Raw genomic sequence first — 23,401 nt, forward strand, 5'->3', positions numbered from 1 at the left:
TTTTGTCGTTTAACCCGGCGAAATCATCACCGAGCACTACATCGACACATCCCGCTACTACCAAAAAGCCTACTGGCGAAAAGGCGACCCACCCCTGACCTAAAAACCACAACCGGCGCCTTGGAAAAATAAAAACCAAGACGCCGGTTTGTCAACGATGTAGCAACTCATAGTGTCAACTATGACGCGACTCATGACAGCGCGTCCCCGACAGGATTCGAACCTGCGACCTTCGGTACCGGAAACCGATGCTCTAATCCACTGAGCTACGGAGACAGTGAAACTGTGCAGCTAGTGCACGTGCTGTAGCAGCGCTCTTTAATCTAGCACTCCCCTGCCGCGGTCTCACAAACAGGTCGGTGAGAGAAAAGTGCCAATGCCGTTGACACATCAGAGCCATCGACTTAGCATGGGACTATGCCCCATTTGCGGACATGTCAACATATTTCGACGAACGATTTAAGGAGTCGCCATGACCGACACTCTCACCGGAACGTACGACCTTGACACGACCCACTCCACCATTGGTTTCACCGTGCGCCACGCGATGGTCACCAAGGTCCGCGGGAGCTTCAACGACTTCCAGGCAACCCTGACCGTGAACCAGGAAAACCCGGCAGACAGCAAGGTGGAGGCGACGGTGGAGACCGGGTCCGTCGATACGCGAAACGCTGACCGTGATGCGCACCTGCGCAACGAAGACTTCTTCGATACCGATAAGTACCCGCAGATGACCTTCACGTCCACCTCTTTCGATGTGGATGCTTCCGGAAACGGCACCGTGACCGGCGACCTGACCATCAAGGGCACGACCAAACCGGTCACCCTCGACGTGGAGACCTTTGGTACGGAGGTTGACCCTTATGGCAACACCCGCGTTGGCTTTGAGGCCCGCACCACCATCAACCGCAAGGACTTTGGCATTGACTTTGAAGCACCGCTGAACTCCGGTGGTGCGCTGGTGGGTGAGAAGATCGCCATCGAGATCGACGGCTCTGGCATCAAGAGCGCCTAGTCGGCGCAGGGGGCGTCTGTACCGTCTCCGGCGGCCAAGATGCCCTCAAAGAACCGCGCAATAGCGGAAACATCTTCGGGCGCTAGGTGGTCAAAGACTGCCCGGCGCACCGTCTCCACGTGGTCAGGTGCAGCCTGTTCCAGGTGCTTCATCCCCGTATGGGTGATGCACACCACCACTCCCCGGGCATCGCCCGGGCTTTTCTCTTTAGACACGAAACCACGCCGCTCCATGCGGGTGATCTGGTGGGATGTCCGCGAGCGGTCCCACCCCAACTCGGTGCACAGTTCGCGCAGGCGCAAGCGCCGCCCGTCGGCTTCGGACAACGCAACCAGCACAGCAAATTCCGGGCTGGATAGGTCCGCGCTTTCATTCAAGGCGGTATCGACCACCCGGTCGAGTGTGCGGCGGGCTGCTAGAAGCAACCGCCAGAACGCCTGCTCTTCATCGCTGAGCCAGCGGGGTTCGGTTGTCATACTGGCCAAGACTAGTCAACAGCAAGGTCAGCGCGCGAATCGATCTCGCCCCGGGGGTCATCCCCCACTGTCTAGCGGCGCTCCTTTAATTCCTGGATCGAAGCACTTTTAACAGCTGCCACCCGATCAAACCGTTGCGGGAAACACGTCAAAACAATGACTTGTGAACGCTCCCCTACCTGCGTAAACAGTGCGTTCATCAGCTCAAGACGTGCGGGGTCCGTGGCACCCAGTGCATCATCAACGACCACCGGCATGGCGCCCACATCGTTACCAGCAACCATGTCGGCAATAGCGAATCGTGTCAGCAGCGCCATCTGTTCCTTCGCGCCACCAGAAAGCTGGTTCAGATCAACCGTCGTACCATCCAATGTGCGGGCTGTCACCTGCAGCGACTCATCCAGGGTGAACTCCGTGCCGGGCCCAAAAACACGGGAGGCATATCGTTGCAGGGCCTGGGCAAACGGTGCTGCATACTTGGCGCGCGCCGCATCGCGGTGATCAACTAAGGTGCGGTGCAAGAGCTTCACCGCAGATGCTTGTCTGCGCAGCCTGTCCCGCCGCACCCTCGCCGCCTCAAGCGCAGCCTCCGCCTTGTCCAGAATCTCCGCTTCGCCTTCCGCACTCGTGACCCGGAACCCGAGTTCCAGCTTGCGATCGCGGGCAGCATCGTAGCGGCGTGTGAGGTTAGCCACGCGGTTCGCTGCCCCCGCGCGCAGACTCTCTGCTTGCTCTGGATCCACGGTGGCCACCTGGCTGGTGAGCTCCTCCGCCTCAGCAAGGGCCTGCTTTTCAACGCCAGCGGCTTCCTCCGCTGCGGTGGCGAGGTCAGAATCGCTGATTTTCTCCCGCGCTGCATCGAGTTCCGCTTGGGCAACGTCACGGCTGGCTGTGTGGTTGGCCACTCGCGCTTCGATATCAGCCAGCTTGGCTGCATCCGGCTGGGCAGCAAGTTGTGCAAGTTCAACTTCCAACACGTGTGCTGTTTCGCTGGCTTCTTTCTCCTCCGTGCGGGCAGCCTCAAGCGCCGCATCAGCCTCCTCAACACTGAGGATGGCAACACCATTGCTTTCAGGTTCATCGGAAGACATTCCGGCGAGATCGCGCAGCCGTGTCAGCTCCTGGCGCAGCTCATCTGCTTCCCTGCCGCGGAGGATGCTGGCACGGCGGGCGCGGTGGGTGGTGAGCGTGGCGGCAAGGTCCCGGTGTGTGTCGCGAAGCTGACGTGCATCTTCCAACGTGTCACAGCCAGCGGCGTGCAACGTGCGTGCGAGTTCAGCTTCTGCGTCCTCAACAGCATGGGACGTATCCGTCGTGCCGGGGGCAGCACGGTACGTCAACGTGACGTCCCCAATGGAGAGTTGGACGCCATCCTGCAGGGCGAGGGACTGGGCTCGGTCCCCTACTTCGACCTCGTCCCCATTAACGGTGATGGTGGTCGTCTTCGCTGCGGTGAGATCAATACGGGCCGCTGTGGCGTCAAGCAGCCGCTGTTGCAGGGCGACATTCTGGCTCGCGCTCTCAATGGCACGAACGTCATCGTCCGTGACGGGTCGTGCTGGCGTGGCTGCCAGGACATCGGCAATCTCTTTTTCCACACGGTCTAGCTCACGGACTTGCTCTTCGACTTCGCCGATGCGCTGCGCCGCGAGGGCGAGCTCGCGAGCATGTTCGCGCTCTGCGGTGGTGGTGCGGGCAGCGGCTAACACCTCACGTGCTCGGGTATGGGCAGTTTTCTTCTCCGCAATGCGTGCGGATTCGGCCTCTGCTTTAACCCGCGCGGGCTCAACAAGTGCCTCCAGTTCCACGAGTTCGACTGCGGCTTTCTCTGCACGTTCGGCCAGGGCTGCGCGGTGCTCAAGATCAGTTTTCGCTCGCTGGTGATCCGAGGTGGCGCGCTTAGCTTTCTCCTGTGCCTCAGTCAGCTTGCCGGCGACCTCTCGCGCGGCGGCTGCTTCCGCTTCGCGCTGTTCGAGTTCCTTCTCCGCATCAGGAAGTTCCGCGGCGATCATACGCATCTCGTGTTCACTGCGCGCGTATACATCCACGTCATCCTCGTAAGCAGCCTTGCGTGCAGTAGATTCACGCACGGCCTCTTCAGCCGCCCCGACCGCGGCATCCGCCTCTTTGAGGCTTTGTTTCTCCGCGCCCGATTTCGGGGAGAAGAACTTCTCATATTCCTTCTGCACTTTCTGCATCAGGCCCGAATCGTCGAGGGTGTCTGCCCCAGCATCCGTTCCCGTCTGCTCCAACGCGCGGGTGAAGGAGGGAATGCCAGCAGCTTCGATGACGTCGGTGAAGGAGCCTTGGCGCATAAACAATGCGTCGAAAAGCTGCTCATCCACATGTTCCTCGAGGATCTCCCGCAGGCGGTTGTGGGCCTGCTCCCCTGTCAATTCCTCACGCTTCGGCGCGATGATTTTCAGCTCGGTTTTTCCCTTGGCTCCTTTAGCAAAGCTCTTGTGCACCGTGAAGGTATATGGTCCTACCGTTGCCCCGAGCTCTACAGACGGGGTTTCATCGCGCCCAATCGGGTTCAGCGCACGGATATTTGCCGCGGTGGATGTGTGCTTGGCGGTGAGCACCGCGTCAAGGGCGTCGAGGATCGTGGACTTGCCCGCCTCATTATCCCCGTGAATGAGAACCACGCCGGTGTCCGGTAGATCCGTCAGGGCTAGATGTTCCACGCCACGCACATTGTCAACGACCAGGTTGTGGATACGCATTAGTTCGCCTCCTTGCTCAAACGGAACAACAGGTTTACCGCATCACGCGCGGCAGTTTCACCCGCTGGGGCGTCAGCAGCGCTGGTGATGAGCTCCGTCATCGCATCACGCGCATAACCCGTGATGGGGAGAGCCTCAAGTTCCTCATCGCTGGGTTCTAGGTGGAGGTCCATGATCCGCTCGCGCTCAAACAGCGCACCGAAAACGTGCTCCCTCTCTCCCAGACCGGCTTCCAACTCTCGGGTGGCCTCCAACCCCAAGGTGCCCGCCAGCGAGTACTTCACCACCGTGCGACTCTTCTCCGGATACGCATCCAACTCAGCCAGCACGTGCTTCACATCCTCACCGTCAGCGACATCCCAGTGCAGTGCCTCAAAGGTCCACTCACCCACCTGATGTTCGCTCACCTCGATGTCGTGCTTATCGACGTCCACCACCAACGCCTTCCCCGAATTCACTTCATTCCCGGCCACGTTCTCCCGCCGGTCATGAAAGTTCGTGGTCTCCGGCGAACCAGAGAACCAGATCCGGCCGCTGGAGCCGACGGGACCTGCGGAGTGGGTATCCCCCAACGCCACGTAATCAATCACACCGTCTTTCAACGCGCGTTCCATATTCGGAAGTGAGAGAAGCACCTCCGACTCGTCCCCACTGCGCCCCTCTGTCTGGCCGTGAGCAACAAGAATGCGAATAGAGGAGGTGGGCTCCAGCCCCGCAATGGCCTTGGACGCGAGATCCTCAGAGGCATAGCGTGCCAGTAGCGGCGCACCGACAATCTCCACCCCGGGACGGTGCTCCACCGGAGTGCTATCGCGCAGAACAGTGATGTTGGCGCGCTCGTCTGCTTTCTCCATGGCAGCGCCAGGTACTAACGGGTCATGGTTGCCTGGCAACAGGTACACCGGCACCGGTAGCGCGTCAATCGCATCGAGAGCACGGCCCATCGTGCGCTCACTCAGGGCATTGGCATCAAACACATCGCCGGCGACAACGATGAATTCCGCTCCTGTTTTCACGGCGAGGTCGCCGAGGCGGGTGATGGCGCGGAGCCGAGAGTCGTCGAAACGCGATTGTGCCTCCTCATTGAGAAACCACCGCGTCATTCCCAATTGGAAGTCCGAAGTATGGATGAAAACAAGCCCGTCACTCATGCTGTCCACTTCTATCAAAGGGGTGCGACACGCCACCGTAAAATTCGAACATGCGTGCGCTAACTCCGCGTTAGTGCGTCATACAGATCCTCCAGATCTGACACCGCTCGCAATTGATCAATATTGGTAAAAGAAATCGTCTGCATGGCCTTATGCAGCAAATCCAAATCCGAATCCTCAATCATCGGAGCAACCTTTGGCTGTGGTAGATCCGGCAACTCATGGCCCGCCCAGAAGAATTCCGAGCCTTCCGCCGCGGACGCCATTGCCCGCTGCCCCGCTGTTTCGCGCAACTGCTGATCCAGCGTGTTCACGTCCAGGTTGCGCAGGCGGAAGACAATGCTCGGATCTGAATCCACCAACTCCGCCGCCTTGATGGATACGGCTACGGCGTGCTTGCATACATCGGAAAGATCCGGGCAATCACAGCGATAGCGGAACCGCTCACTGTGACTGGCAAAGAGGATGTCTAACAAACCCCGGTCAAATGTGCCCCGGCGCGCCCGGTCCAACAGCTTCGGCTGGCGCGTGATCATGTCCAGTGCCTCTGCAATTTCCGGGCCTTCGCGGTACGGGAGGATGACTAGCACGTTGAAGGGCTCGTTTTGTGATCCCGCAACGGTGCCAGTGAATCGCCCGCTTTCCACGCGGACTTCCAGCACATTGCCACCATCTGCATATCTGCGTCCTCTGCCAAAGCGCCCCTGGTCTGTGGCGCGTGCAGCCGCATTCACCAACAGTTGGGCCGGGTCGCTGTACTCCAACTCGGTCGACTGGGAGGCTCGCGTTGATCGCTTCGCCCGTTTGTTTCGGATCTGCTGCGCTTCTACGCGCTCATCAACAAGACGGTGCGTTTCTTCCGGGGAATTCACCTTCTTGCGCTGGTTGAAGTTGACCCAGGTAACATTGTCTTCGTGTGGTCGTCGTGCCATGGTTTACTCCTTTCCCCCATCGCGGTAACTCATCAACGCAGCCAGATCCTCCGTGTCTAGCTCCGTGATCCAGCCTTCACCTTCCCCAATAACAGCACCAGCGAGCTGCAGCTTGCCGTCCAAGATGTCCTGAATGGATTCCTCCATCGTCCCGCGCGTGATCATCTTGTACACCTGCACGTTACGGTCCTGCCCGATGCGGTATGCACGGTCCGTGGCCTGGTTTTCCACCGCCGGGTTCCACCACCGGTCCATGTGAATGACCATGGAGGCCGCAGTGAGGTTCAAACCGGTGCCGCCGGCGCGGAGGGACAAGATCATCGCCCGCGGACCATTCGGATCTTGGAATCCGGCCACCATATCATCGCGCGCTGTCTTGCTCACCCCACCATGCAGGAACGGGATCTCCTGCCCGAGCCTGTCACTCAAGTACGGCTGCAGAATGTCACCGAAAGCCTTGTACTGGGTGAACACAAGCACGCGCTGATCCGTCTCCACCGCTTGATCAATGAGCTCCATGAGCATGGCCACTTTCCCGGACCGGTGTTTGCCTTTCTCCGTCACCGGGGAACCATCGGCCAGGTAGTGCGCCGGATGGTTACAAATCTGTTTGATGCGCGTGATGGTGGACAACACAAGCCCCTTACGCCCAATTCCAGTGCGGCTTTCCAGCTCTTTCTGCATGGCCTCCACCAGCGCGGTGTACAGCGCAGCCTGCTCATGCGTCATATCCACCGTGACCACCTGCTCGGTCTTCTCCGGCAGGTCCTCCACGATCGCCGGGTCCGACTTCAGGCGGCGCAGCACAAACGGCGCGGTGAGCCGTTGCAGCCGATCCTGCATGGCATCCGCCAGTTCCTCGTCCCGGCGCGATTCAATCACCTTGGCAAAGTGATTGCGGAAAAACGCCTGGGAGCCCAGGATGCCGGGGTTTACAAAATCGAGGATGCTGCGCAGTTCCGCCAGTCTGTTTTCCACCGGCGTACCCGTCAGCGCGATGCGGTGGCGCGCCGGAATCGCACGCACGCTTTTCGACGCCTTCGTTGCCGCATTCTTAATCGCCTGCGCCTCATCCAACACCACGTGATCCCAGTCCACCTGGCCAAGAGTTAGGTAGTCACGGCCGGCGACGCCGTAGGAGGTGATGAGGAGGTTTAGCTCCCCAATCCACTCCACGAGCTTGTCCCCCTTCAAGCGATTGGAACCGTGATGAACACCGACCTTGAGGTCCGGCACGAAGCGTTCAGCTTCCCGCGCCCAGTTGCCCACCACGGAGGTGGGTGCGACAACGAGCGTGGGTCCGGTCTTCTCCTTCTTCTCCGCTTCCACTGCGAGCAAAGCAAGCAGTTGCAAGGTCTTGCCCAACCCCATGTCATCAGCAAGCACAGCACCGAGCTGATTGCGCGACATGAAGTAGAGCCAGTCCACTCCCCTGCGCTGGTAGTCACGCAGCTCCGCATGCACCGTTTCCGGGATCTCCTGGCGGGTGGGGGCCGGCCGGTCCGTACCGCCGATGAGAGCTTGCATCCATACCGGGGAGTGAGCATCCCCGATGATGTCCAAGCCACCACCGTCGTGCTCCGTGGATGCTTCCAACGCCAACTGGCGGAGCTCTTCGGCGGTGATCAGACCTGAGTCCACTTCCTTCTTGTTCAGGGACTCAATGTATTTGCGGGACTTAGCCAAACTGCGGGTATCTGCCAACACCCACTGGCCGCGCAAATTGATCAGCCCGGATTTGGAGCTGACCAGGCGGCGCATCTCCAACTCAGTGAGCTCCGTGTCCCCCAGCGCCAGCTTCCAGTCATAGGCCACCAGCTGATCCACACCAAAGCGGCGTACGGCCCCCGGATCACCCGCATCCGGGTCAGATACCGTCAGCTTTGCCGTTGTTTCCATGCGTTGCCAGGCAGCCGGCAGCATGATCTTCACGCCATGTGCGCTCAACAAGCTCGCGGTGGTGCCCACCAAGCGCATGATCTCCTCGGTGGACAAGTAGGAATCCCAATCACCATCACGCTCAGTTGTCGGCGTGAAAGGATGGCGCGGATGCTTATCCGGGTCCAACAAGTCAGTGACAGTCACTGCCTTACGCAATTGGTCCCGCAAACTCGCCAAGGAGGCCCGATCTAATTCGCTGACCCGAATCGGGCGCGGAGCATCCCCACCAGCACGCACCTGCGCGCGAACAGGCCACTGCAGGACATTGGATGTGGTGGGTATTTCGGCGGGGTCCCCCGCGTCGTCGATAAGCTGCTCATCGACGGGCTCCTCCACGATGAACACGAGCTGCACATTGACCGCGGTGATAGACCCGTTCCACTGCGCGATCTGCTTCGACACATCCGAGCCACCGCGACGCAATGCGGATGACGTGAGCAGCGCCTCCGCGAAATCATGCCAGGGGTACACACGGGACTGCTCACGCTCATCGGCGAGCAACGCGGTGGCGATCCAATGAACCAGATTAGTGGCCACATCCTCATCCAAATTCATGTTGTTCGCGGTGATCACACCCGGCGCGGCAGCAATCATCGCGGCGAGCCACCCGCGCTCTTCCAATCCCGTGCCCAGCTTCCACTCGGGGAACCACAGACCCTCAATGGGGCGCACGTGAATGCTCACGCGCCCGGCGCGCACGAAGCGAATCAAGCCGTTGTACATGCGGATGATCCAGTACAGATCCGGCGCGATGGCCTCCCGCTGCGCGGCTGTGGCTGCCGGGGAATTCTCATCCAGCATGGCCACGGTGCTAAGGAACTGTACTGTCTCTGCCGGTGAGAACGCCGCTGTAGGAACCTTGAGCTGCAGCTGCTTGCCCTTCGGAGTTTGCAGTTTCACCGAATCACGGCGGCGGAAGCGCGTATCCTCTAAGAAACTTTCCACCACGGCAGGGAACGTTCCTTCAGGCACCTGCGAGGGCATCACAATCTTGTGTCCCTCCACACGCTCAACCCACAGGTTGAGACCTGACCCGGGCAACCACAGGCCGTGCAGAAGGAATTTAGGCATAAGGTCTTTTCTACCACTGCACCGCGACACTGACCTCCCCAGCATCAATTCAGAAAAGAGCCAGTGACCCCGCCCACACCCTGCGTGCGATATTCTGACCACACTTTCCGCCTGCCAGATGACAGGTGTGACATTTTCTCTTGCCCACTATGCAGATCTACGCAGAAAGGACGTGCGCATGTCAGATAACACCTGGATCATCATCGCCGTCATCACCTACTTCGCAGTCATGCTCGGCATCGGCTACTACGGCTGGCGCAAAACCACCGCCTACAGTGACTACGTCATCGGTGGTCGTGACCTGCCCGCCTTCGTCGCAGGTATCTCTGCTGGCGCATCCGACATGTCCGGCTGGCTCCTCATGGGTCTGCCCGGCGCCCTGTTCGTCTCCGGTATGAGCGAACTGTGGATCGTCATCGGCCTCTTCCTCGGCACATGGGCTAACTGGCAGTGGGTGGCCCCACGCCTGCGCGCCTACTCCGAGGTGGCCAACAACTCAATCACCCTGCCCAGCTTCTTTGAAAACCGCACGCACGATCAATCACGTGCCCTGCGCGTCATTGCCGCCCTGATCATCATTTTGTTCTTCACCTTCTATGTCTCCTCCGGCATGGTTGCAGGCGGCCGCTACTTTGAGTCCACCTTCCAGGGCGACTACGCCTGGGGCTTGCTCATCGTTGGCATTATCACGGTGATCTACACTTTCATCGGCGGCTTCTTTGCAGTGTCCTACACCGACGTTGCGCAGGGCCTGCTCATGTTCGCTGCCCTGGCCGTTGTGCCCATCATGGCGCTGCTTGCCATTGATAACCCCGGCGATATCTTCTCCTACCCCACCAACCACGCCTACGGCCCGTGGCCGGAGGGCAACCCGGACTTCTTCAACTTCTTCACCGGCGTGTCCGCCGCCGCTATCATCGGCAACCTGGCGTGGGGCCTGGGCTACTTGGGCCAGCCCCACATTGTCACCCGTTTCATGGCACTGCGCAGCCCAGCTGAAGCCCGCTCCGGCCGCAACTCAGGCCTCATCTGGGTGGGTGTCTGCTTCCTCGGTGCCATCTTCACCGCCATCATCGGAGCGAGCTTCTTCGGTCAGACGGCAAACTCCGTGACTGACCAGAAGGGCTTTGAAACCATCTTCCTGGACATGACCCGCATCCTCTTCCACCCACTCATTGCTGGTCTGGTCCTCACCGCGGTTCTGGCCGCCATCATGTCCACCATGTCCTCCCAGCTGCTAGTCACGTCCTCTGCGCTCGTGGAGGACCTGTTCAAGGTCTTTTCCAAGAATGCCCCTTCCCAGGCCACCCTGCTCATCGCATCCCGCACGATGGTCATTCTCGTGGCCGTCCTGGGCATGGTCATGGCCCTCAACCCGTCGGATACCATCCTCGGTCTCGTCGCATTCGCTTGGGCCGGCTTCGGATCTGCGTTCGGCCCTGTGATCATCGCCTCCCTGTACTGGCGTCACCTCACCGCGCAGGGCGCCATGGCAGGCATGATCGTTGGTGCCCTCACCGTGTTCATCTGGGGTTCCCTGCCCGCCACCTCGGCGCTTATCTACGAGATGGTTCCGGGCTTCGCCTTCGCCACCATCGCCATGATTGTGGTGTCCCTAGCCACCAAGCCTTCTGCCGAGTCTGAGGCTGAGTTTGACCGCCATATCAAGATCATGGACTACACAATTGCGCACCCGGAATCCAGCTTTGAACAGGCAATCTCCAACATTTCTGTGGCCGAAGGGAACCAAACCGGCTCTGGCGCAGTCTAAGGAGGTATGAAGCCCTTCCATATTTATCTCGGGGCACTGACCGCACTCACGCTTGCGGTCGTGCCCCTTCCGTATGTCCACACACCGCCTATCGACGCCACCTTCACCCTCCCGTCTCGCCCCACCGCCCCCGACTACTCCCGGGCACAGTTCGGCGACGGCTGGGCCTACCAACCCACCGGCTGCACCACACGCGAAACAGCCATGGCCACTGCCTACAACCAGCCCACCTGCTCCGTGTCGTACACCCAGTGGGAACCAGTGACCATCACCGACCCCTACACCGGCGCTCCGCTTCCGCCCGCCGACGTGGAGCTCGACCACCTCTTCCCTCTCCGCGCCGCCTGGGACATGGGCGCCCACTCCTGGCCCGACGAGAAACGCCTCACCTTTGCCAACGACCCGGCCAACCTCATCGTCACATCCTCTACCGCCAACCAAGCCAAGTCCGACAAACTCCCCAGTGAGTGGCTTCCCACCGCCCGGTCCTACCGCTGTGACTACTCCCGCCGACTCGCCGCCGTAGCCAACGCCTACGACCTCCCCGTCACCCGCGCCGACAAAGCCGCCATGCGCCGGGCCTGTGCCACCCTTCCTGCTTTGCTCGGGCTGCCGGCACTGCCGTTCTAAAAAGAGAGAAGCCCACCGATGCCGTCGCGCCCCCTCATGTCACGGGTGAAGGATTTTACATGTCACTGAAAGTAGATTTTTAAACCCGCAGGTTGAGGTTTTCTTCTGCCTGATAGTTACAGCCGCAATGTAATATTTTTCAGCGCTTCCACGCGCTGAACCCCAACCACCGCATGCAAAAACCGACTCACCCCGTAAAGTGGTGACTCATGAACACCTTCCTCATTTTCCTACACGTCGCCGCCGCGATCATTCTGATCGGCCCCGTCATGGTGGCCACGTCCGCTTTCCCGAAAGCAGCCAGTGAAGCCAATACCGGTGACGCCCACGCTGTCGGTCGCGCGGCGTATCTGCACCGCATCTCCACCACCTACGGTTTGATCTCACTGCTCGCGCCGCTCCTTGGTGCCGCGGTGCTGGCTTTCGACTTTGAAACCTACCGTTCCAACTACTTCCTCCACACCGCGATCGTCCTGTCGGTGCTGGCCTGGGGTTTCCTGTTTGCCATGGTGATCCCGCAGCAGCGCAAGATCGTGGGCTCCCTGGGTGCCCTTGACCCTGCGGAGGCTGACTCCCGCGATGTTGCCGCCAATTTCGAGTCCGCCCGCGTCAAGGCTGCTGCCGGCGCTGGTATCTTTAACCTACTCTGGGTCCTGGTGCTCATCTTGATGTTCCTGCCGTCCCCGGCTTAACCCCTCAGGCAATCCCGCCCAGAAGCAACAAACAAGGGCGCCACCCCACATCACTGGGATGGCGCCCTTTTCGCGCTGTCAGTTGGCGGCGCTAGTCCCGCCAGTCACGCTTCCCGCGACCCTTACCCCGGTAGCCACCGCGACCACCACGGCCGCGATCATCCCGGTTCGAGCGACCACCACGGTAGCCACCGCGTCCACCACGGCCACCACGGTCACCACGGTCACGCGACGGCCCACCAGTGTCCGGCTGAATGTTGATCAGCTGGCCGGAGATGCGGGTGTCCTTCAGGCGGTCGAGGACGGCACGGTCCATATCCTTGGGCAGTTCCACGAGCGTGAAGTCACCACCAATGGTGATACGTCCGAAGTCACGGTTGGTCAGGCCACCTTCGTTGGCCAAAGCTCCGACGATGGCACCCGGACGCACGTGCTGGCGCTTGCCCACGTCGAGGCGGTAAGTGTCAAAGTTAACGTCATCATTGTGGAAGCGCCCGCGGCCACCACGATCACGGCCCCCACGGCCACCACGATCAAACCGGTCACCACGTTCGCGGTCACGGCGGTCATCACGGTCCCAACGCTCACGGTCACGGCGATCGCGCTTGTCCTTCGGCGGCTCCTTCATCAGGAACTCGTCGCCAGAGGTCTGCGCGGCCAGTGCGGCAGCGATGTCTTCCATGGGCACGTCATGCTCTGTGGAGTAGCTGCGCACGAGTGCGCGGAACAGGTCCAGCTGGGCATCTTCCAGGGACTCGGTGATGGAATCAGCGAATTTGGACTTGCGCGAGTCGTTGACCTCATCAACGGTCGGCAGCTCCATCTCCTCGATCTTGGCGCCGGTCACCTTCTCAATGGAGCGCAGCATGCGGCGCTCACGCGGGGTGACAAACAGGATCGCCTCACCGGTACGGCCGGCACGGCCGGTGCGGCCGATGCGGTGGACGTAGCTTTCGGTGTCGTTCGGGATGTCGTAGTTGAGCACGTGGGAGATGCGCTCAACATCCAGGCCACGCGCGGCAACGTCGGTAGCAACGAGGATGTCCAGACGTCCGTCGCGAAGCTGATCGACGGTGCGCTCACGCTGCTGCTGAGCGATATCACCGTTGATAGCTGCTGCGGAGAATCCGCGTGCACGCAGCTTCTCGGCGAGCTCCTCGGTTTCGTGCTTGGTGCGCACGAACACGATCATGGCCTCGAACTCGGTCACCTCAAGGATGCGGGTGATGGCGTCGAGCTTGTTGCGGTGCGCGGTGAACAGGTAACGCTGCGTGATGTTGGTGTTGGTACGCGTCTTTGCCTTGACAGTGACCTCAGCAGGATCGTCGAGGTACTGCTTGGACAGGCGGCGGATACCGTTCGGCATCGTCGCGGAGAACAGCGCCACCTGCTTCTCATCCGGCGTGTCCTCAAGAATGCGCTCCACGTCTTCCTGGAAGCCCATGTTGAGCATCTCATCGGCCTCATCGAGCACGAGGAAACTCAAGTCAGAGATGTCCAGCGAGCCCTTCTCCAGGTGGTCGATCACACGACCAGGCGTACCGACGATGATCTGCGCACCACGACGCAGACCGGACAGCTGAATGCCGTATGCCTGGCCACCGTAGATCGGCAGCACCGAAATGCCGCCCAGGTGGTCAGCGAAAGACTGGAAGGAATCAGACACCTGCAGCGCCAGCTCACGCGTCGGCGCAAGCACGAGGGCCTGCGGATGGCGGGCCTTCTTATCGATGCGCGCCAGAATCGGCAACGCAAACGCCGCCGTTTTACCCGTACCGGTCTGCGCAAGGCCGACCACATCGCGACCTTCCATCAGCAGCGGAATCGTCTGCGCCTGAATCTGCGACGGCGTTTCAAAGCCGACCTTCTTCACCGCGTCAATGACATCGCCCGGGAGGTCAAGGCCATCGAAGCCGCTTGTCTGCGTCTCCTCGTCCGTCCCATTCCCCTCTTCCTGCAAGGGCTGAGAGTTCTGAGCAGACTCAGAGGACTCCGAGCCTTCAGAGCCCTCAGGGTTCTTGGTGTTCTCGTTGTTTTCAGTTTCTTCGTTCGCGCCGGCCTCAGTGCCGGCCCCCATCTCTTCCCCGGCTTCTACCGGGGGCATCGCCTGCTGGTCTTCAGCGGCGGATTCATCAATAGTCATCAAGAGCAGAGCGTACGCCACCAGTGGCGCTATAGCCATTTCCCTCAGCTGGAACACACATTAAGTAGCACGCACTGTATGCGTATGCGTTCCGCCTCGTTCTTAGTTCCCTTCATGGGGCTTGGCCTCGCTGATTGTTCAACGATGAAAGAATCCGATTCCAGCGCCTGAAATAACAGTTGTAAATCAGGAAGCTACAGAGCTTGACGACGAGAAGACGCATTGACCTGCAACGCCCCTGAAGACGTGATGTCGCAATACATGTTCATCGGTACGCGCCTCGACTCAGACACCGCCACAGTGGACCTCACCGGAGGGATGGAGCTGCGTCGCGGAATTGGTCTCCGGCGGCATCGAAGTTAATAACGGCAATCGTCGCCCACATTGCTGCGCTGGCACCGGCGATAACTCTGCGTCTAAAGGCTCCGGCTCCGCATCCCTGATTGCAACAGGCGTTTCTGCCTAGACTGTGTTCTTATGCGTTTGACTCGTTTCACTCTTGCTGCCATCACTGTCTCTGGACTCGTCTTGACTGGCTGCTCCCCCAATGAAGAGATCGCCGAGCCATCGATGACAGCTACCCCCAAGGCATCCTCTGAGACTCAGCCAGAGACTCACGAGGAGAAACCCACCGATTCCACCGACGAGCCAGCTGAGGAAGAAGCCGAAGATACCAACAACGGCGGCCTCGTTCCTGCTGGCACAACCTGCGGGGAGGTCCACTCGCTCGCAGACGGCAGCCCTCTCGCTGTAGTCACCCTCGAAGATGGTTTTAGCTGCGATGAAGTCATGACGATATTTAGCGATTACATGTCAGACTCCCCCACCGGTACTTCACCACAAGGCTCCGGCGCTTTCTGGGAGGCCCCGAATGGCTGGATCTGCGGCGGCAACAACTTCCTCTTCCCCGGTGACGGGGAATACAAGCTCAACAAGTACCCATCTTGCGGCCCAATGCACAGCCAGTCAGGCGTCGTCGCCGTGCCCCCGGAACGCATTGGCGAGCTTCCCGTTTAATTCCCGGTCCACTGCCCTACGATGAAACGCATGCCAAAGCTTATCGACGTCACCGGCGCCGTCAACTAACTGTTCTACGGGTTTCTTCCCCCGATGCCTGGTCACCAAAACCGCAATTTGTTTCAAACTCAACCCCTTTCCGTGGCAAACAATTGTAAGATGTCACTCCGGGATTTGATTTACACGTCAACCCTTTAGTCATTTTCTCTGTGCCATATGAAAGGACGAACATTGAGCACTCCATACTCAAACGACGGTTTTGATCCGAACGATTTCAGTCAATCAGGAAATCCTTATACAACAGGCAGCCCCGCCTCCGGTCGCACCGGCCAGACCCCTTATGGGACCCCTCCCCCTCAGCCAGTGCAGAAGAAGGGCGGGTGCATGAAGTGGGGGCTCATCATCGGTGGCGTATTCCTTGCACTCACGGTGCTCGCCGTCATTTTTGGGGAGTCTGACACAACTACAAAGCCTGATTCGAACAACGAATCTGTTGTTTCCGACACCCCCGCCCCTGAAACAGAAGGTGCCCCCGGTAGAGAGAACATGGACGAGGCTCAAGAAAACAATGCCAACGAAGGCGTTCTCCAGATGGGAGAAACCGCCGACGTCAAGGGATTGATGGTGACAGCCAGCAATTTCCGTGACCAAGGGGCGGATGTCTTCGGAAATAATATCGTTTGTGCTGATGTCCACTTCCAAAATGATTCCGATAAAGAAACTCAGGTTAGCCAGTTCGACTTTGACTTAACCACGCCGTCGGGAATCACCATCGACACCACCATCTCTACCTATGGAGAACTGCAGACCGCAACTGTCAACCCTGGCGGCAACTTAGGTGGCACAGTTTGCTTCGACAGCGATGCGGCACCTGGTGAATACAAACTCACGTACGCCCCTGTATTCTCCTTCCGTAAAGCAGAATGGAACGCCACGTTCTAGTGCTTTTCTCCCTAATCATCCGCCCGCATATGCCGGAGGCGCTCCAGGGCGGGGTCGCCGGCATGGATCCGGGCGTGGGTGGAGCAGGCGGTGTCGAAAAGCTGCCAGGCGGTGGTGGGGTTGGTGTCGGTGAGGATGTTCGCGTTGGGGTCGCGGTCCCACATGCCGGTGTCGTCGGCGATGGAGGTGCCGCGGGTGAGGGGGGAATTGGGTTCGAGGTCGACCGTCGATAAGCGAAAATCCGATGGGACCTGTTTGAGTGCGACCATGACGGTGAGTAGGTCGTGGATTTGGGCCTGGTAGCCATCGCCGGTGTCTTCGTGAAATTCGAAGTAGAAGCGGGTGATGGGCTCAAGGTGTTGTGCCAGCGGTGAGGTGCCCAGTTTGTCAATGATGTGTTCGAGGTGGTCCGGGGTGAGGATCATGCGTTCCGTCACGTTGAGGGGGCACACGGTGATCGGCGTGGGCGTGGTGGCAAAGACGTGCTTGGCGGCGTGAGGGTCAACCCAGAAGTTCCACTCCGCGGTCGGTGTGGTGTTGCCCGGGTACAGGAACGCGCCACCCATGACAGTGATGTGCTGGAGCTTGGCGTAGTGCTGCGGGTGCAGGTGAGCAAACGCGGCGAGGTTAGTCATGGGGCCGGTGATGATGAGGTGGAGGTCCTCCGTCCCGCGGTCGATGGCATCGCACCACAGCATGGCCCAATCGTGCTCAACGTGGCGCGTGGGTGCGGTGGCATAGCCCAGGCCGGTGTCCCCGTGCGTGTCCGGCGTGGTGGTGAGCTCCCACTCAAGTGGGGCCTGCATCCCCGCGGCAAGCGGAATCGTGGGCAGGCCACACAGGCTGAGAATCCAGGCGGCGTTGCGCGCGCACTGGTCGGCGTCCACGTTGCCGGCGCTGGTGGTCACGCACTCAAGTTCAATGTCCTGCGTGTGCGCGAGGGCGGCGAGGTAGATCAACGCGTAGGTGTCGTCGATGCCGGGATCGCAGTCGTAGATGACTCTCATGATGTCTTTTGCTCTATCTGGTTGCTTTGTCGGGGTGAGTTTCATTGCCAAGGGTTGCCCATACGATAAACGCCCCGGCGGCGATGACGCCGCACACCATGAACGCGGCGGAGAAACCGTGAGACTGGGCGATCGCACCGATGATGATGGGGCCAAGGACCTGGCCGGCGTCGCCACACATTTGGTATGCGGAGAGTGCCTTGCCACCGGAACGATCATTGCCGATGATGTCCGCCAGGCTCGCCTGCTGGCTAGGCACGATGAGGCCGCCGCCCACGCCCGCGATGATGGACAGGGTGATCAGAGTCCACACGGCAGTAGCGAATCCGAGAGTGCCCGTAGCCAGTGCGGTGACCGTAAGGCCAGTGAGGATGAGCGGTTTACGGCCAATACTGTCCGCCAGGCGCCCGGAGAACTGCAGGGTCACCGCATTGCCAAAAGCAAAAGCAGCGAGCGCTAAGCCCGAAGCCGCCGCGCCGTGCGTGAATACCGATGCCGCAAAGAGCGGCAAAATAGCCACACGCACGCCCATGTTCACCCAGCCATTAGCAAACATGGAGGCCAACAAGGATTGGTAGCTCGGATTGCTGAAAGCCTCATGGAGACGCATGGGAGGGCGCCGAAGCATGGACACATCCGTATCCGAATTCGGCAGCGCCACCCACACCACCACGGCAGCCAGCGCCACAGCGGTGCCGTAAATAACAAAAGGCCACCGCATACCCATAAATGACAGCGCCGCGCCGATGATCGGCCCGATGATGTTGCCCAGCAGAAACGCCGTTGCATACGTGGAGCTTGCCCGTCCGCGAATCTGCGGTGGCGCCACCTTCACAATCAGTGCCTGCGCGGAAATAGTGAACATAGTGGACCCCAGCCCCGCGATGAACCGCAGCGCCAGCATGTGCCAGTACTCCTGCGCCACAGCCACCAGCCCGGTGCTCACCGCCACGATGACAAGGCCCGTGATGTACACCTTGCGGGAGCCGAGCTTATCGACGAGCCTTCCCGCTCCCGGCGCCCCCACCAGCCGTGCGGCTGAGAACACTGACACCACCGCTGCCGCTGCCGCCATAGTAACGCCGAAGCTGCTGGCAAATTGCGGGATCACCGGCGCGATAATCCCGTAACCCAGCGCAATAAGAAACGCCGCAGCAACCAGCACCCAAATTTCCTTGGGGATGGCGGGTATCGGCGTAACTTCCGGCGCCTTCGAAAGCGGGCTTCCGGGAATGGGTTCAGGCGTGCTCATGTAACCGCATACACTACTATGACCTGCGAAAAACACTCCAATGCAAAAGGTGCTGCTCCACCATGACCACCCCATCGCCGAATGCTGCTGATCCCACAAACGCCTCCGGAGGTTGGCAGCCGTCGAAAAAGAACCGACGGCGCTTAGCCATTGCTGGGGTGTCCTTGGGCGCGCTCACTATCTTTGGAGCCCTCAGCGGTGGTGACGGTGGCACTAACGCAGCCATCGGCAACGTCTTGCTGGGTATTGCTTTTCTCATCCCTAGTCTCTGGTGGTTCCACTGCGAGAATGCCGATCAAAGGGAGCTACAGGCGTACCAGGAGGCCGTGAAGGTTCGCGGACAAACCGAACATTTGTTAACTGTGCCAGACATGATCCTTCTTCGTGGCATGGAAGAATTGGAAAAGCCCAGGCCGAAGAACCGGCACTGGAGATTAGTCGCAGCACTGTCTGTTGCCCTTTCCTTCCTGGGCACAGTGATCATCCCAGACCCACCGGATCAAAACACCCCGAGTAAGAACACGGATCCCAAAGTTTCAAGCAACTCATTCGAATAGTTGTTCTAATCACTCCTGCCCCGTGTCGTGGGTGCCTCTTATCTTGTGAAGCATGACGAACACACGAGAAATTGCCCGCACTATCCGTTCCAACCATGCTGATGCCCTCGAGCGCTTTGAGGCAGTGATTCACCACCCGCGCTCCCTGGCCCGGCCCAACCCAACCTGGCGTCCACCAACCCGGGAACTGCCCCGTGTTGCCGGCGGCCCCACGTTGAGGGCTGCGATTACTCGCCGCCGAGTTGGTCCCCGCGCGCAAGCCCGTATCAAGGGCTTCGGCGAATCACACGTGCCCGCCTACCTCATTGAGGTCCGCTTCACTGACGCATCCGGGCACACCGTCAACCGCGAGATTGCAGAGGCTTGGGTTCGCGCCCTGGTGCCCACCGACATGGTCAGCGCTGTGCACGAGGTGTACTCCCCCACCGGCGCTACTTTTGTCTGGCTCGTAGACGGAACCTTCACGCCCGTCTACTCCCCTGCCTCCATGTTTGAGGGGATCGCCGCGGCGTAGTTACTCCTCGTCGGCGTCTTCGTCGTCGTAGTCGATGCCATCATCGTCATCATCGTCATCGCCGTCGTCGGCGCCGAAGATGTCGTAAACGTCCGGCTCATCGAAGTCATCATCGTCGAATGGGAGGAGTTGTGCTTCCCATTCCTCTGCCTGATCGGCGGCGAGAGAAAGTACGTCGAAGAGGCGATCAAAGTCGTGAAACACACCTAGTTCCAAGGTTTCCGCTTGGGAGGCAACCTCAGCATGCAGGGTGGCAAAAAGGTGCTCCCGATCTTCATCGGTAAGCTCCGCATCGCCGTCTGAATCCCAGAGTTCCCCAATAGCATCGTCCAAAAGGTCATCGTAGGAATCGGGCAGGGCTACAAACGTTACGGTCGCACACGGCGTGCCATCGACTTCTTCCACCTGAACTTGGAGTTCGGCATTGGTGCCTACCTCGGCGCGCACCAGGTGCGGGTCGACCGGATCCTGGTAGAACTCCACATCCCCAATGCGCTCATCCGTGCCCTCCAACAGATCGCGTAGGACGGTGATCACCTGATCGGTAGCCATATGGCGAGCCACCGTTGCTACAGCATCTTCCACGGAGAAGACAACGGAGACGAGTACTGCTTCAAATTCATCATCATCCGCATCCACATCCGCGGCGGCGATGTACACATTTGCGGCCGGAAGATGCTGGTCAATCTCCACAAAATGAATTTCAACATCAGAGGTGATGGGCACAAACATCGTGTCATCATGCACGCGGGATTCGATTCCCTCCCGGTCAAGACCGGCGGCAATGTCCTCGAAAAAGCTCATGACGTGGGGTTCCCTTCTGGTTGCCCGCAGCGCCGCTTCGACGCCCTGGGGTGTTGCCTGTGGTAGCGGCAACCAGCCTAGCCATCAGCACGCTATGGCGCAGCAGGATTCCACTGCGGATCATCCGGATCAATGCCCAAGAAATCCGCGAGACTCTCCGCAATATCACGGCGGCCGGTGCCCCACTGCGTCAGATTGAAACCCTCCCATGCGCGACGTTTCTCCGCCTTTGGGTCCCACACCACCGTGGAGTCTGTGCGAAGCACCGCGGTGGCACGGCCCGGCGCGGTGTCTGAGCTGAAGCCATACTCCGGCCAGATCTCGCCGGGACGTCCGGTGTGGAAGAAAGAGCCCCAGTGGCGTTGCATCATCTCACTGACCGCGTCAAAGTCTGCCTGCGGACTCAGGTGCTGCAGGATGCCAGCGGGAGTGGTAAAGCGGGCACCAAACACCGTCTCCAAGTCAGCGGTGTGGACCGCACCCACTCCGAGTTTCTGCAGGGGTGCCGCAGCGAAGTCGAAGTGGTACATCCATACCGGAGCTACGTGGCGGTGATCGGAGGCAATGCGCACGGAGGGCGCCCAGAACACGGCATCGGCAACGAGCTCAGCAAAGTCGCTGCGGTCGGTGGCGTTGTTATAGGCGGCCAAGATGGCGTCGGCGTTGTCCGGATCGAAGACTTCAAGGATCCTTCGAGCTGCCTTCTGCCGCGTGCGACTGAACATGAACATCGCTTTGGTGAAGCTGGCTTCGCCCGAATTCGACCCAATGATCAACGGTACCGGGGCTTCCTCATGTGCAGCGAACGCGTCAATCGGGTGCTGCGGCAGAACCGAGTTATCCACCGTTGGCATGAAAGAGAGATTCAAGTACTGGATCTCACCGGAGCGGATCAGCAAAGCGTTGCCCACTCGAACGAGGTCTTCGGCGGGGACGGCGCGGAGATCAGAAATCGTCGATAAGCGCGACATGCCCATCCCATCGAGCAGGGCGCGCACCCACATAGCGGCCTGGAGACGCGAGTGCACCGCGGCGACGGGCGCGGACTGCGCAATCGCCCCGTGGAACAATCCTCTTGCCTGTGGCGACGACATGAGAGCGGTAACAGCGCTGGCTCCCGCGGACTCCCCCATGATGGTCACGCGGTTCGGGCTTCCCCCGAACGCAGCGATATTGTCGCGCACCCACTGCAACGCCAAAATCTGATCATGAGTGGCGGGAGTAGCCACGCAATCCTCGCCGAGTGAGCGCATATCCAGATACCCCAGCACCCCCAAACGGAAGTTAATGGAGACGTACACAATGTTCGTGGCCTTGGCGAACTGGTGGCCCTGAAAAATCTTTTCATTAGAAAAGCCGGTAAGGAACGTCCCGCCGTGGATATACACCACCACCGGCAGTTCCTCATCCGTATCCGGGCGGACAATGTCCAACGTGAGGCAATCCTCCGTGCCCATCACCTTGTCATTCCACCCGTACGTGCCCTGCATGGCCGGCTCAGCAAAGGTGGTGGCATCAAAGGTCCCTGACCACGACTCCCGCGCATGAGGGGCTGAAAAGCGATTCTTCCCACCCGTGGGTTCCCCATATGGCACGCCCCGCCACGTGCGCATGCCAGTCGCGGGATCAACGATGCCACGGATCTTTCCGGCGGTGGTCATCACAACTGGGTCGCTGGCCATACAGCAACTCTAATCGCGGAAAGATTTTCCGGCCTAGGATGGTGTGATTGCCCGCTCAACATTAAGGAGATACCCCAGAGTGGTTTTTGGCAGGAAGAAAAAGCAGCAGGACGTTGCGGTGGTAGAAGCGAACCCCGCTAACACTGCTATTAGTGAGGAGAATGCCTCCCGGATCGGCCGCACCTTCATCAAAGGATTGGACCGTGCCGTACACCTGCAATCCGGGTTCATCAAGGGTTACGTCAACTGGCTGCGCCGCTCGAACCCGGATGCCACGCCTGCGGAGATCCAAGAGATCATGCGCAAGCACTTCATGAAGGCCGCCGCCGGTTCCGGTGCCGGCGCTGGTGGAGCGGCCGCTGTGCCTGGTGTCGGATTTGTTACAGGCTCGGCTGCCATTGCGGCGGAGTCCCTCCTCTTCGTGGATATGGCAGCCGTGTACACCGTGGGCTCGGCCTACCTGCGTGGGGAGGATATTGCTGACGCGGAGCGCCGTCGCGCGATCGTTCTATTGGCATTGTCGGGGGCGCAGGGTGCGGCGATCGTCGATACGCTCGTTGGCCCTGAAGCAACCGCACTGACCGCGACGAAGTCCCTGGCTAAATTCACCGGCCCCACCCTGACCCAGGCCAACAACATGATGACGCGCACGGTGATGAAGAGCATCAACCGCAGGCTGCGCCGCATGTGGATCGGCAAAATCATGCCACTAGGCATCGGCGCTATTGCCGGTGTGACCGCTAACCGCGCGCTGGCCAAGAAAGTCGTGGAGAACACCGCCCGCAACCTTGGGCCGGCACCTGCCCAATTCGCGGCACCCCTGCCACCGAAGAGCAACGAGGAAGAGAAACTGGCTGAAGCAGCCGACGGAAAGAAATCGTGGAAGTCCCGCTTCCAAGCTGTAATGGACGTCTTTGAGAAAAACCGCGATGACGCAGAAGACTCCTCTCAATAGGGGCTTGTTTTAAACCCCACGGTTAAGAACACTTCCTTGCTCCGTGATGAGCTGCCGTAACAAGATAGGCGGGCCGAGCGAATACTCGATACGGAACAAGGACGTATCATGATTAACAGTGCC

Annotated in this window: 19 protein-coding genes and 1 tRNA gene; 9 read left to right on the forward strand and 11 right to left on the reverse strand. The window is 59.9% G+C overall.

Features of this window, described 5'->3' with window-relative positions:
• Window positions 1-202: 202 nt before the first annotated feature.
• Window positions 203-276: transfer RNA gene (locus HMPREF2129_RS01955), tRNA-Arg, on the reverse strand.
• A gap of 196 nt (window positions 277-472) precedes the next feature.
• Between HMPREF2129_RS01955 and HMPREF2129_RS01960 the strand changes: the two genes are divergently transcribed.
• On the forward strand, window positions 473-1,015 hold the full coding sequence (locus HMPREF2129_RS01960) for a YceI family protein (protein WP_034662428.1): 543 nt from the start codon (window positions 473-475) through the stop codon (window positions 1,013-1,015).
• Here the strand turns inward: HMPREF2129_RS01960 and HMPREF2129_RS01965 are convergent.
• The 5 genes from HMPREF2129_RS01965 to HMPREF2129_RS01985 all read right to left on the reverse strand — a co-directional run bounded on the left by HMPREF2129_RS01965 (window position 1,012) and on the right by HMPREF2129_RS01985 (window position 9,312).
• On the reverse strand, window positions 1,012-1,491 hold the full coding sequence (locus HMPREF2129_RS01965; RefSeq protein WP_034662432.1) for a MarR family winged helix-turn-helix transcriptional regulator: 480 nt from the start codon (window positions 1,489-1,491) through the stop codon (window positions 1,012-1,014). The two genes, HMPREF2129_RS01960 and HMPREF2129_RS01965, sit on opposite strands and share 4 nt — an antisense overlap.
• 71 nt (window positions 1,492-1,562) lie before the next feature.
• Window positions 1,563-4,217: an AAA family ATPase gene (locus tag HMPREF2129_RS01970; protein ID WP_034662437.1), complete on the reverse strand. Its 2,655-nt coding sequence runs from the start codon at window positions 4,215-4,217 to the stop codon at window positions 1,563-1,565.
• Window positions 4,217-5,368 carry a metallophosphoesterase family protein gene (locus HMPREF2129_RS01975; protein ID WP_034662440.1) on the reverse strand — a complete coding sequence of 384 codons (1,152 nt, stop codon included), beginning with the start codon at window positions 5,366-5,368 and terminating at the stop codon, window positions 4,217-4,219. The genes HMPREF2129_RS01970 and HMPREF2129_RS01975 overlap by 1 nt, the downstream gene beginning before the upstream one ends.
• Before the next feature lie 59 nt (window positions 5,369-5,427).
• A complete protein-coding gene (locus HMPREF2129_RS01980; protein ID WP_034662443.1) occupies window positions 5,428-6,300 on the reverse strand; it encodes an SWIM zinc finger family protein in 873 nt (290 codons plus the stop codon).
• Window positions 6,301-6,303: 3 nt separating this feature from the next.
• Complete coding sequence (locus HMPREF2129_RS01985; RefSeq protein ID WP_034662446.1) at window positions 6,304-9,312, reverse strand: DEAD/DEAH box helicase; 3,009 nt, start codon at window positions 9,310-9,312, stop codon at window positions 6,304-6,306.
• 178 nt (window positions 9,313-9,490) lie between these two features.
• Between HMPREF2129_RS01985 and putP the strand changes: the two genes are divergently transcribed.
• The 3 genes from putP (at window position 9,491) to HMPREF2129_RS02000 (ending at window position 12,405) form a co-directional block, all read left to right on the forward strand.
• A complete protein-coding gene (gene putP / locus HMPREF2129_RS01990; protein WP_034662449.1) occupies window positions 9,491-11,083 on the forward strand; it encodes a sodium/proline symporter PutP in 1,593 nt (530 codons plus the stop codon).
• A 6-nt stretch (window positions 11,084-11,089) separates the two neighbouring features.
• Window positions 11,090-11,713, forward strand: coding sequence for an HNH endonuclease family protein (locus tag HMPREF2129_RS01995; RefSeq protein ID WP_034662452.1), 624 nt, complete (start codon window positions 11,090-11,092; stop codon window positions 11,711-11,713).
• Between the two features lie 209 nt (window positions 11,714-11,922).
• Window positions 11,923-12,405, forward strand: coding sequence for a hypothetical protein (locus HMPREF2129_RS02000; RefSeq protein ID WP_034662455.1), 483 nt, complete (start codon window positions 11,923-11,925; stop codon window positions 12,403-12,405).
• A gap of 91 nt (window positions 12,406-12,496) precedes the next feature.
• Here the strand turns inward: HMPREF2129_RS02000 and HMPREF2129_RS02005 are convergent, their stop codons facing one another.
• The gene (locus tag HMPREF2129_RS02005; protein ID WP_034662612.1) at window positions 12,497-14,548 is read right to left on the reverse strand and encodes a DEAD/DEAH box helicase; all 2,052 of its coding nucleotides are present in this window, start codon (window positions 14,546-14,548) and stop codon (window positions 12,497-12,499) included.
• Between the two features lie 477 nt (window positions 14,549-15,025).
• Here HMPREF2129_RS02005 and HMPREF2129_RS02010 point away from each other — a divergent pair, with 477 nt between their 5' ends.
• Entirely contained in the window at window positions 15,026-15,565 is a 540-nt protein-coding gene (locus HMPREF2129_RS02010; RefSeq protein WP_034662459.1) for a hypothetical protein, read from the forward strand.
• 384 nt (window positions 15,566-15,949) lie between these two features.
• Window positions 15,950-16,507 carry a DUF4352 domain-containing protein gene (locus tag HMPREF2129_RS02015; protein WP_034662463.1) on the forward strand — a complete coding sequence of 186 codons (558 nt, stop codon included), beginning with the start codon at window positions 15,950-15,952 and terminating at the stop codon, window positions 16,505-16,507.
• 11 nt (window positions 16,508-16,518) lie between these two features.
• Here the strand turns inward: HMPREF2129_RS02015 and HMPREF2129_RS02020 are convergent, their stop codons facing one another.
• Together HMPREF2129_RS02020 and HMPREF2129_RS02025 are read right to left on the reverse strand one after the other, a co-directional pair.
• Window positions 16,519-17,514 (reverse strand): nucleoside hydrolase, encoded by a 996-nt coding sequence (locus tag HMPREF2129_RS02020; RefSeq protein ID WP_156959215.1) that lies wholly within the window; start codon window positions 17,512-17,514, stop codon window positions 16,519-16,521.
• A gap of 13 nt (window positions 17,515-17,527) precedes the next feature.
• Window positions 17,528-18,766 carry an MFS transporter gene (locus tag HMPREF2129_RS02025; protein ID WP_052092544.1) on the reverse strand — a complete coding sequence of 413 codons (1,239 nt, stop codon included), beginning with the start codon at window positions 18,764-18,766 and terminating at the stop codon, window positions 17,528-17,530.
• 62 nt (window positions 18,767-18,828) lie between these two features.
• Between HMPREF2129_RS02025 and HMPREF2129_RS02030 the strand changes: the two genes are divergently transcribed.
• Both HMPREF2129_RS02030 and HMPREF2129_RS02035 read left to right on the forward strand, forming a co-directional pair.
• Entirely contained in the window at window positions 18,829-19,323 is a 495-nt protein-coding gene (locus HMPREF2129_RS02030) for a hypothetical protein (RefSeq protein ID WP_034662466.1), read from the forward strand.
• Between the two features lie 52 nt (window positions 19,324-19,375).
• Window positions 19,376-19,837, forward strand: coding sequence for a hypothetical protein (locus HMPREF2129_RS02035; RefSeq protein WP_034662469.1), 462 nt, complete (start codon window positions 19,376-19,378; stop codon window positions 19,835-19,837).
• Here the strand turns inward: HMPREF2129_RS02035 and HMPREF2129_RS02040 are convergent, their stop codons facing one another.
• Both HMPREF2129_RS02040 and HMPREF2129_RS02045 read right to left on the reverse strand, forming a co-directional pair.
• On the reverse strand, window positions 19,838-20,641 hold the full coding sequence (locus HMPREF2129_RS02040; RefSeq protein ID WP_034662472.1) for a hypothetical protein: 804 nt from the start codon (window positions 20,639-20,641) through the stop codon (window positions 19,838-19,840).
• A 92-nt stretch (window positions 20,642-20,733) separates the two neighbouring features.
• Window positions 20,734-22,323, reverse strand: coding sequence for a carboxylesterase/lipase family protein (locus HMPREF2129_RS02045; RefSeq protein ID WP_034662475.1), 1,590 nt, complete (start codon window positions 22,321-22,323; stop codon window positions 20,734-20,736).
• Window positions 22,324-22,402: 79 nt separating this feature from the next.
• Here HMPREF2129_RS02045 and HMPREF2129_RS02050 point away from each other — a divergent pair, with 79 nt between their 5' ends.
• Window positions 22,403-23,278: a hypothetical protein gene (locus tag HMPREF2129_RS02050; RefSeq protein WP_102723189.1), complete on the forward strand. Its 876-nt coding sequence runs from the start codon at window positions 22,403-22,405 to the stop codon at window positions 23,276-23,278.
• Window positions 23,279-23,401: the final 123 nt, after the last annotated feature.

Source organism: Corynebacterium tuscaniense DNF00037, assembly GCF_000759055.1.
Classification (GTDB): Bacteria; Actinomycetota; Actinomycetes; order Mycobacteriales; family Mycobacteriaceae; genus Corynebacterium; species Corynebacterium tuscaniense.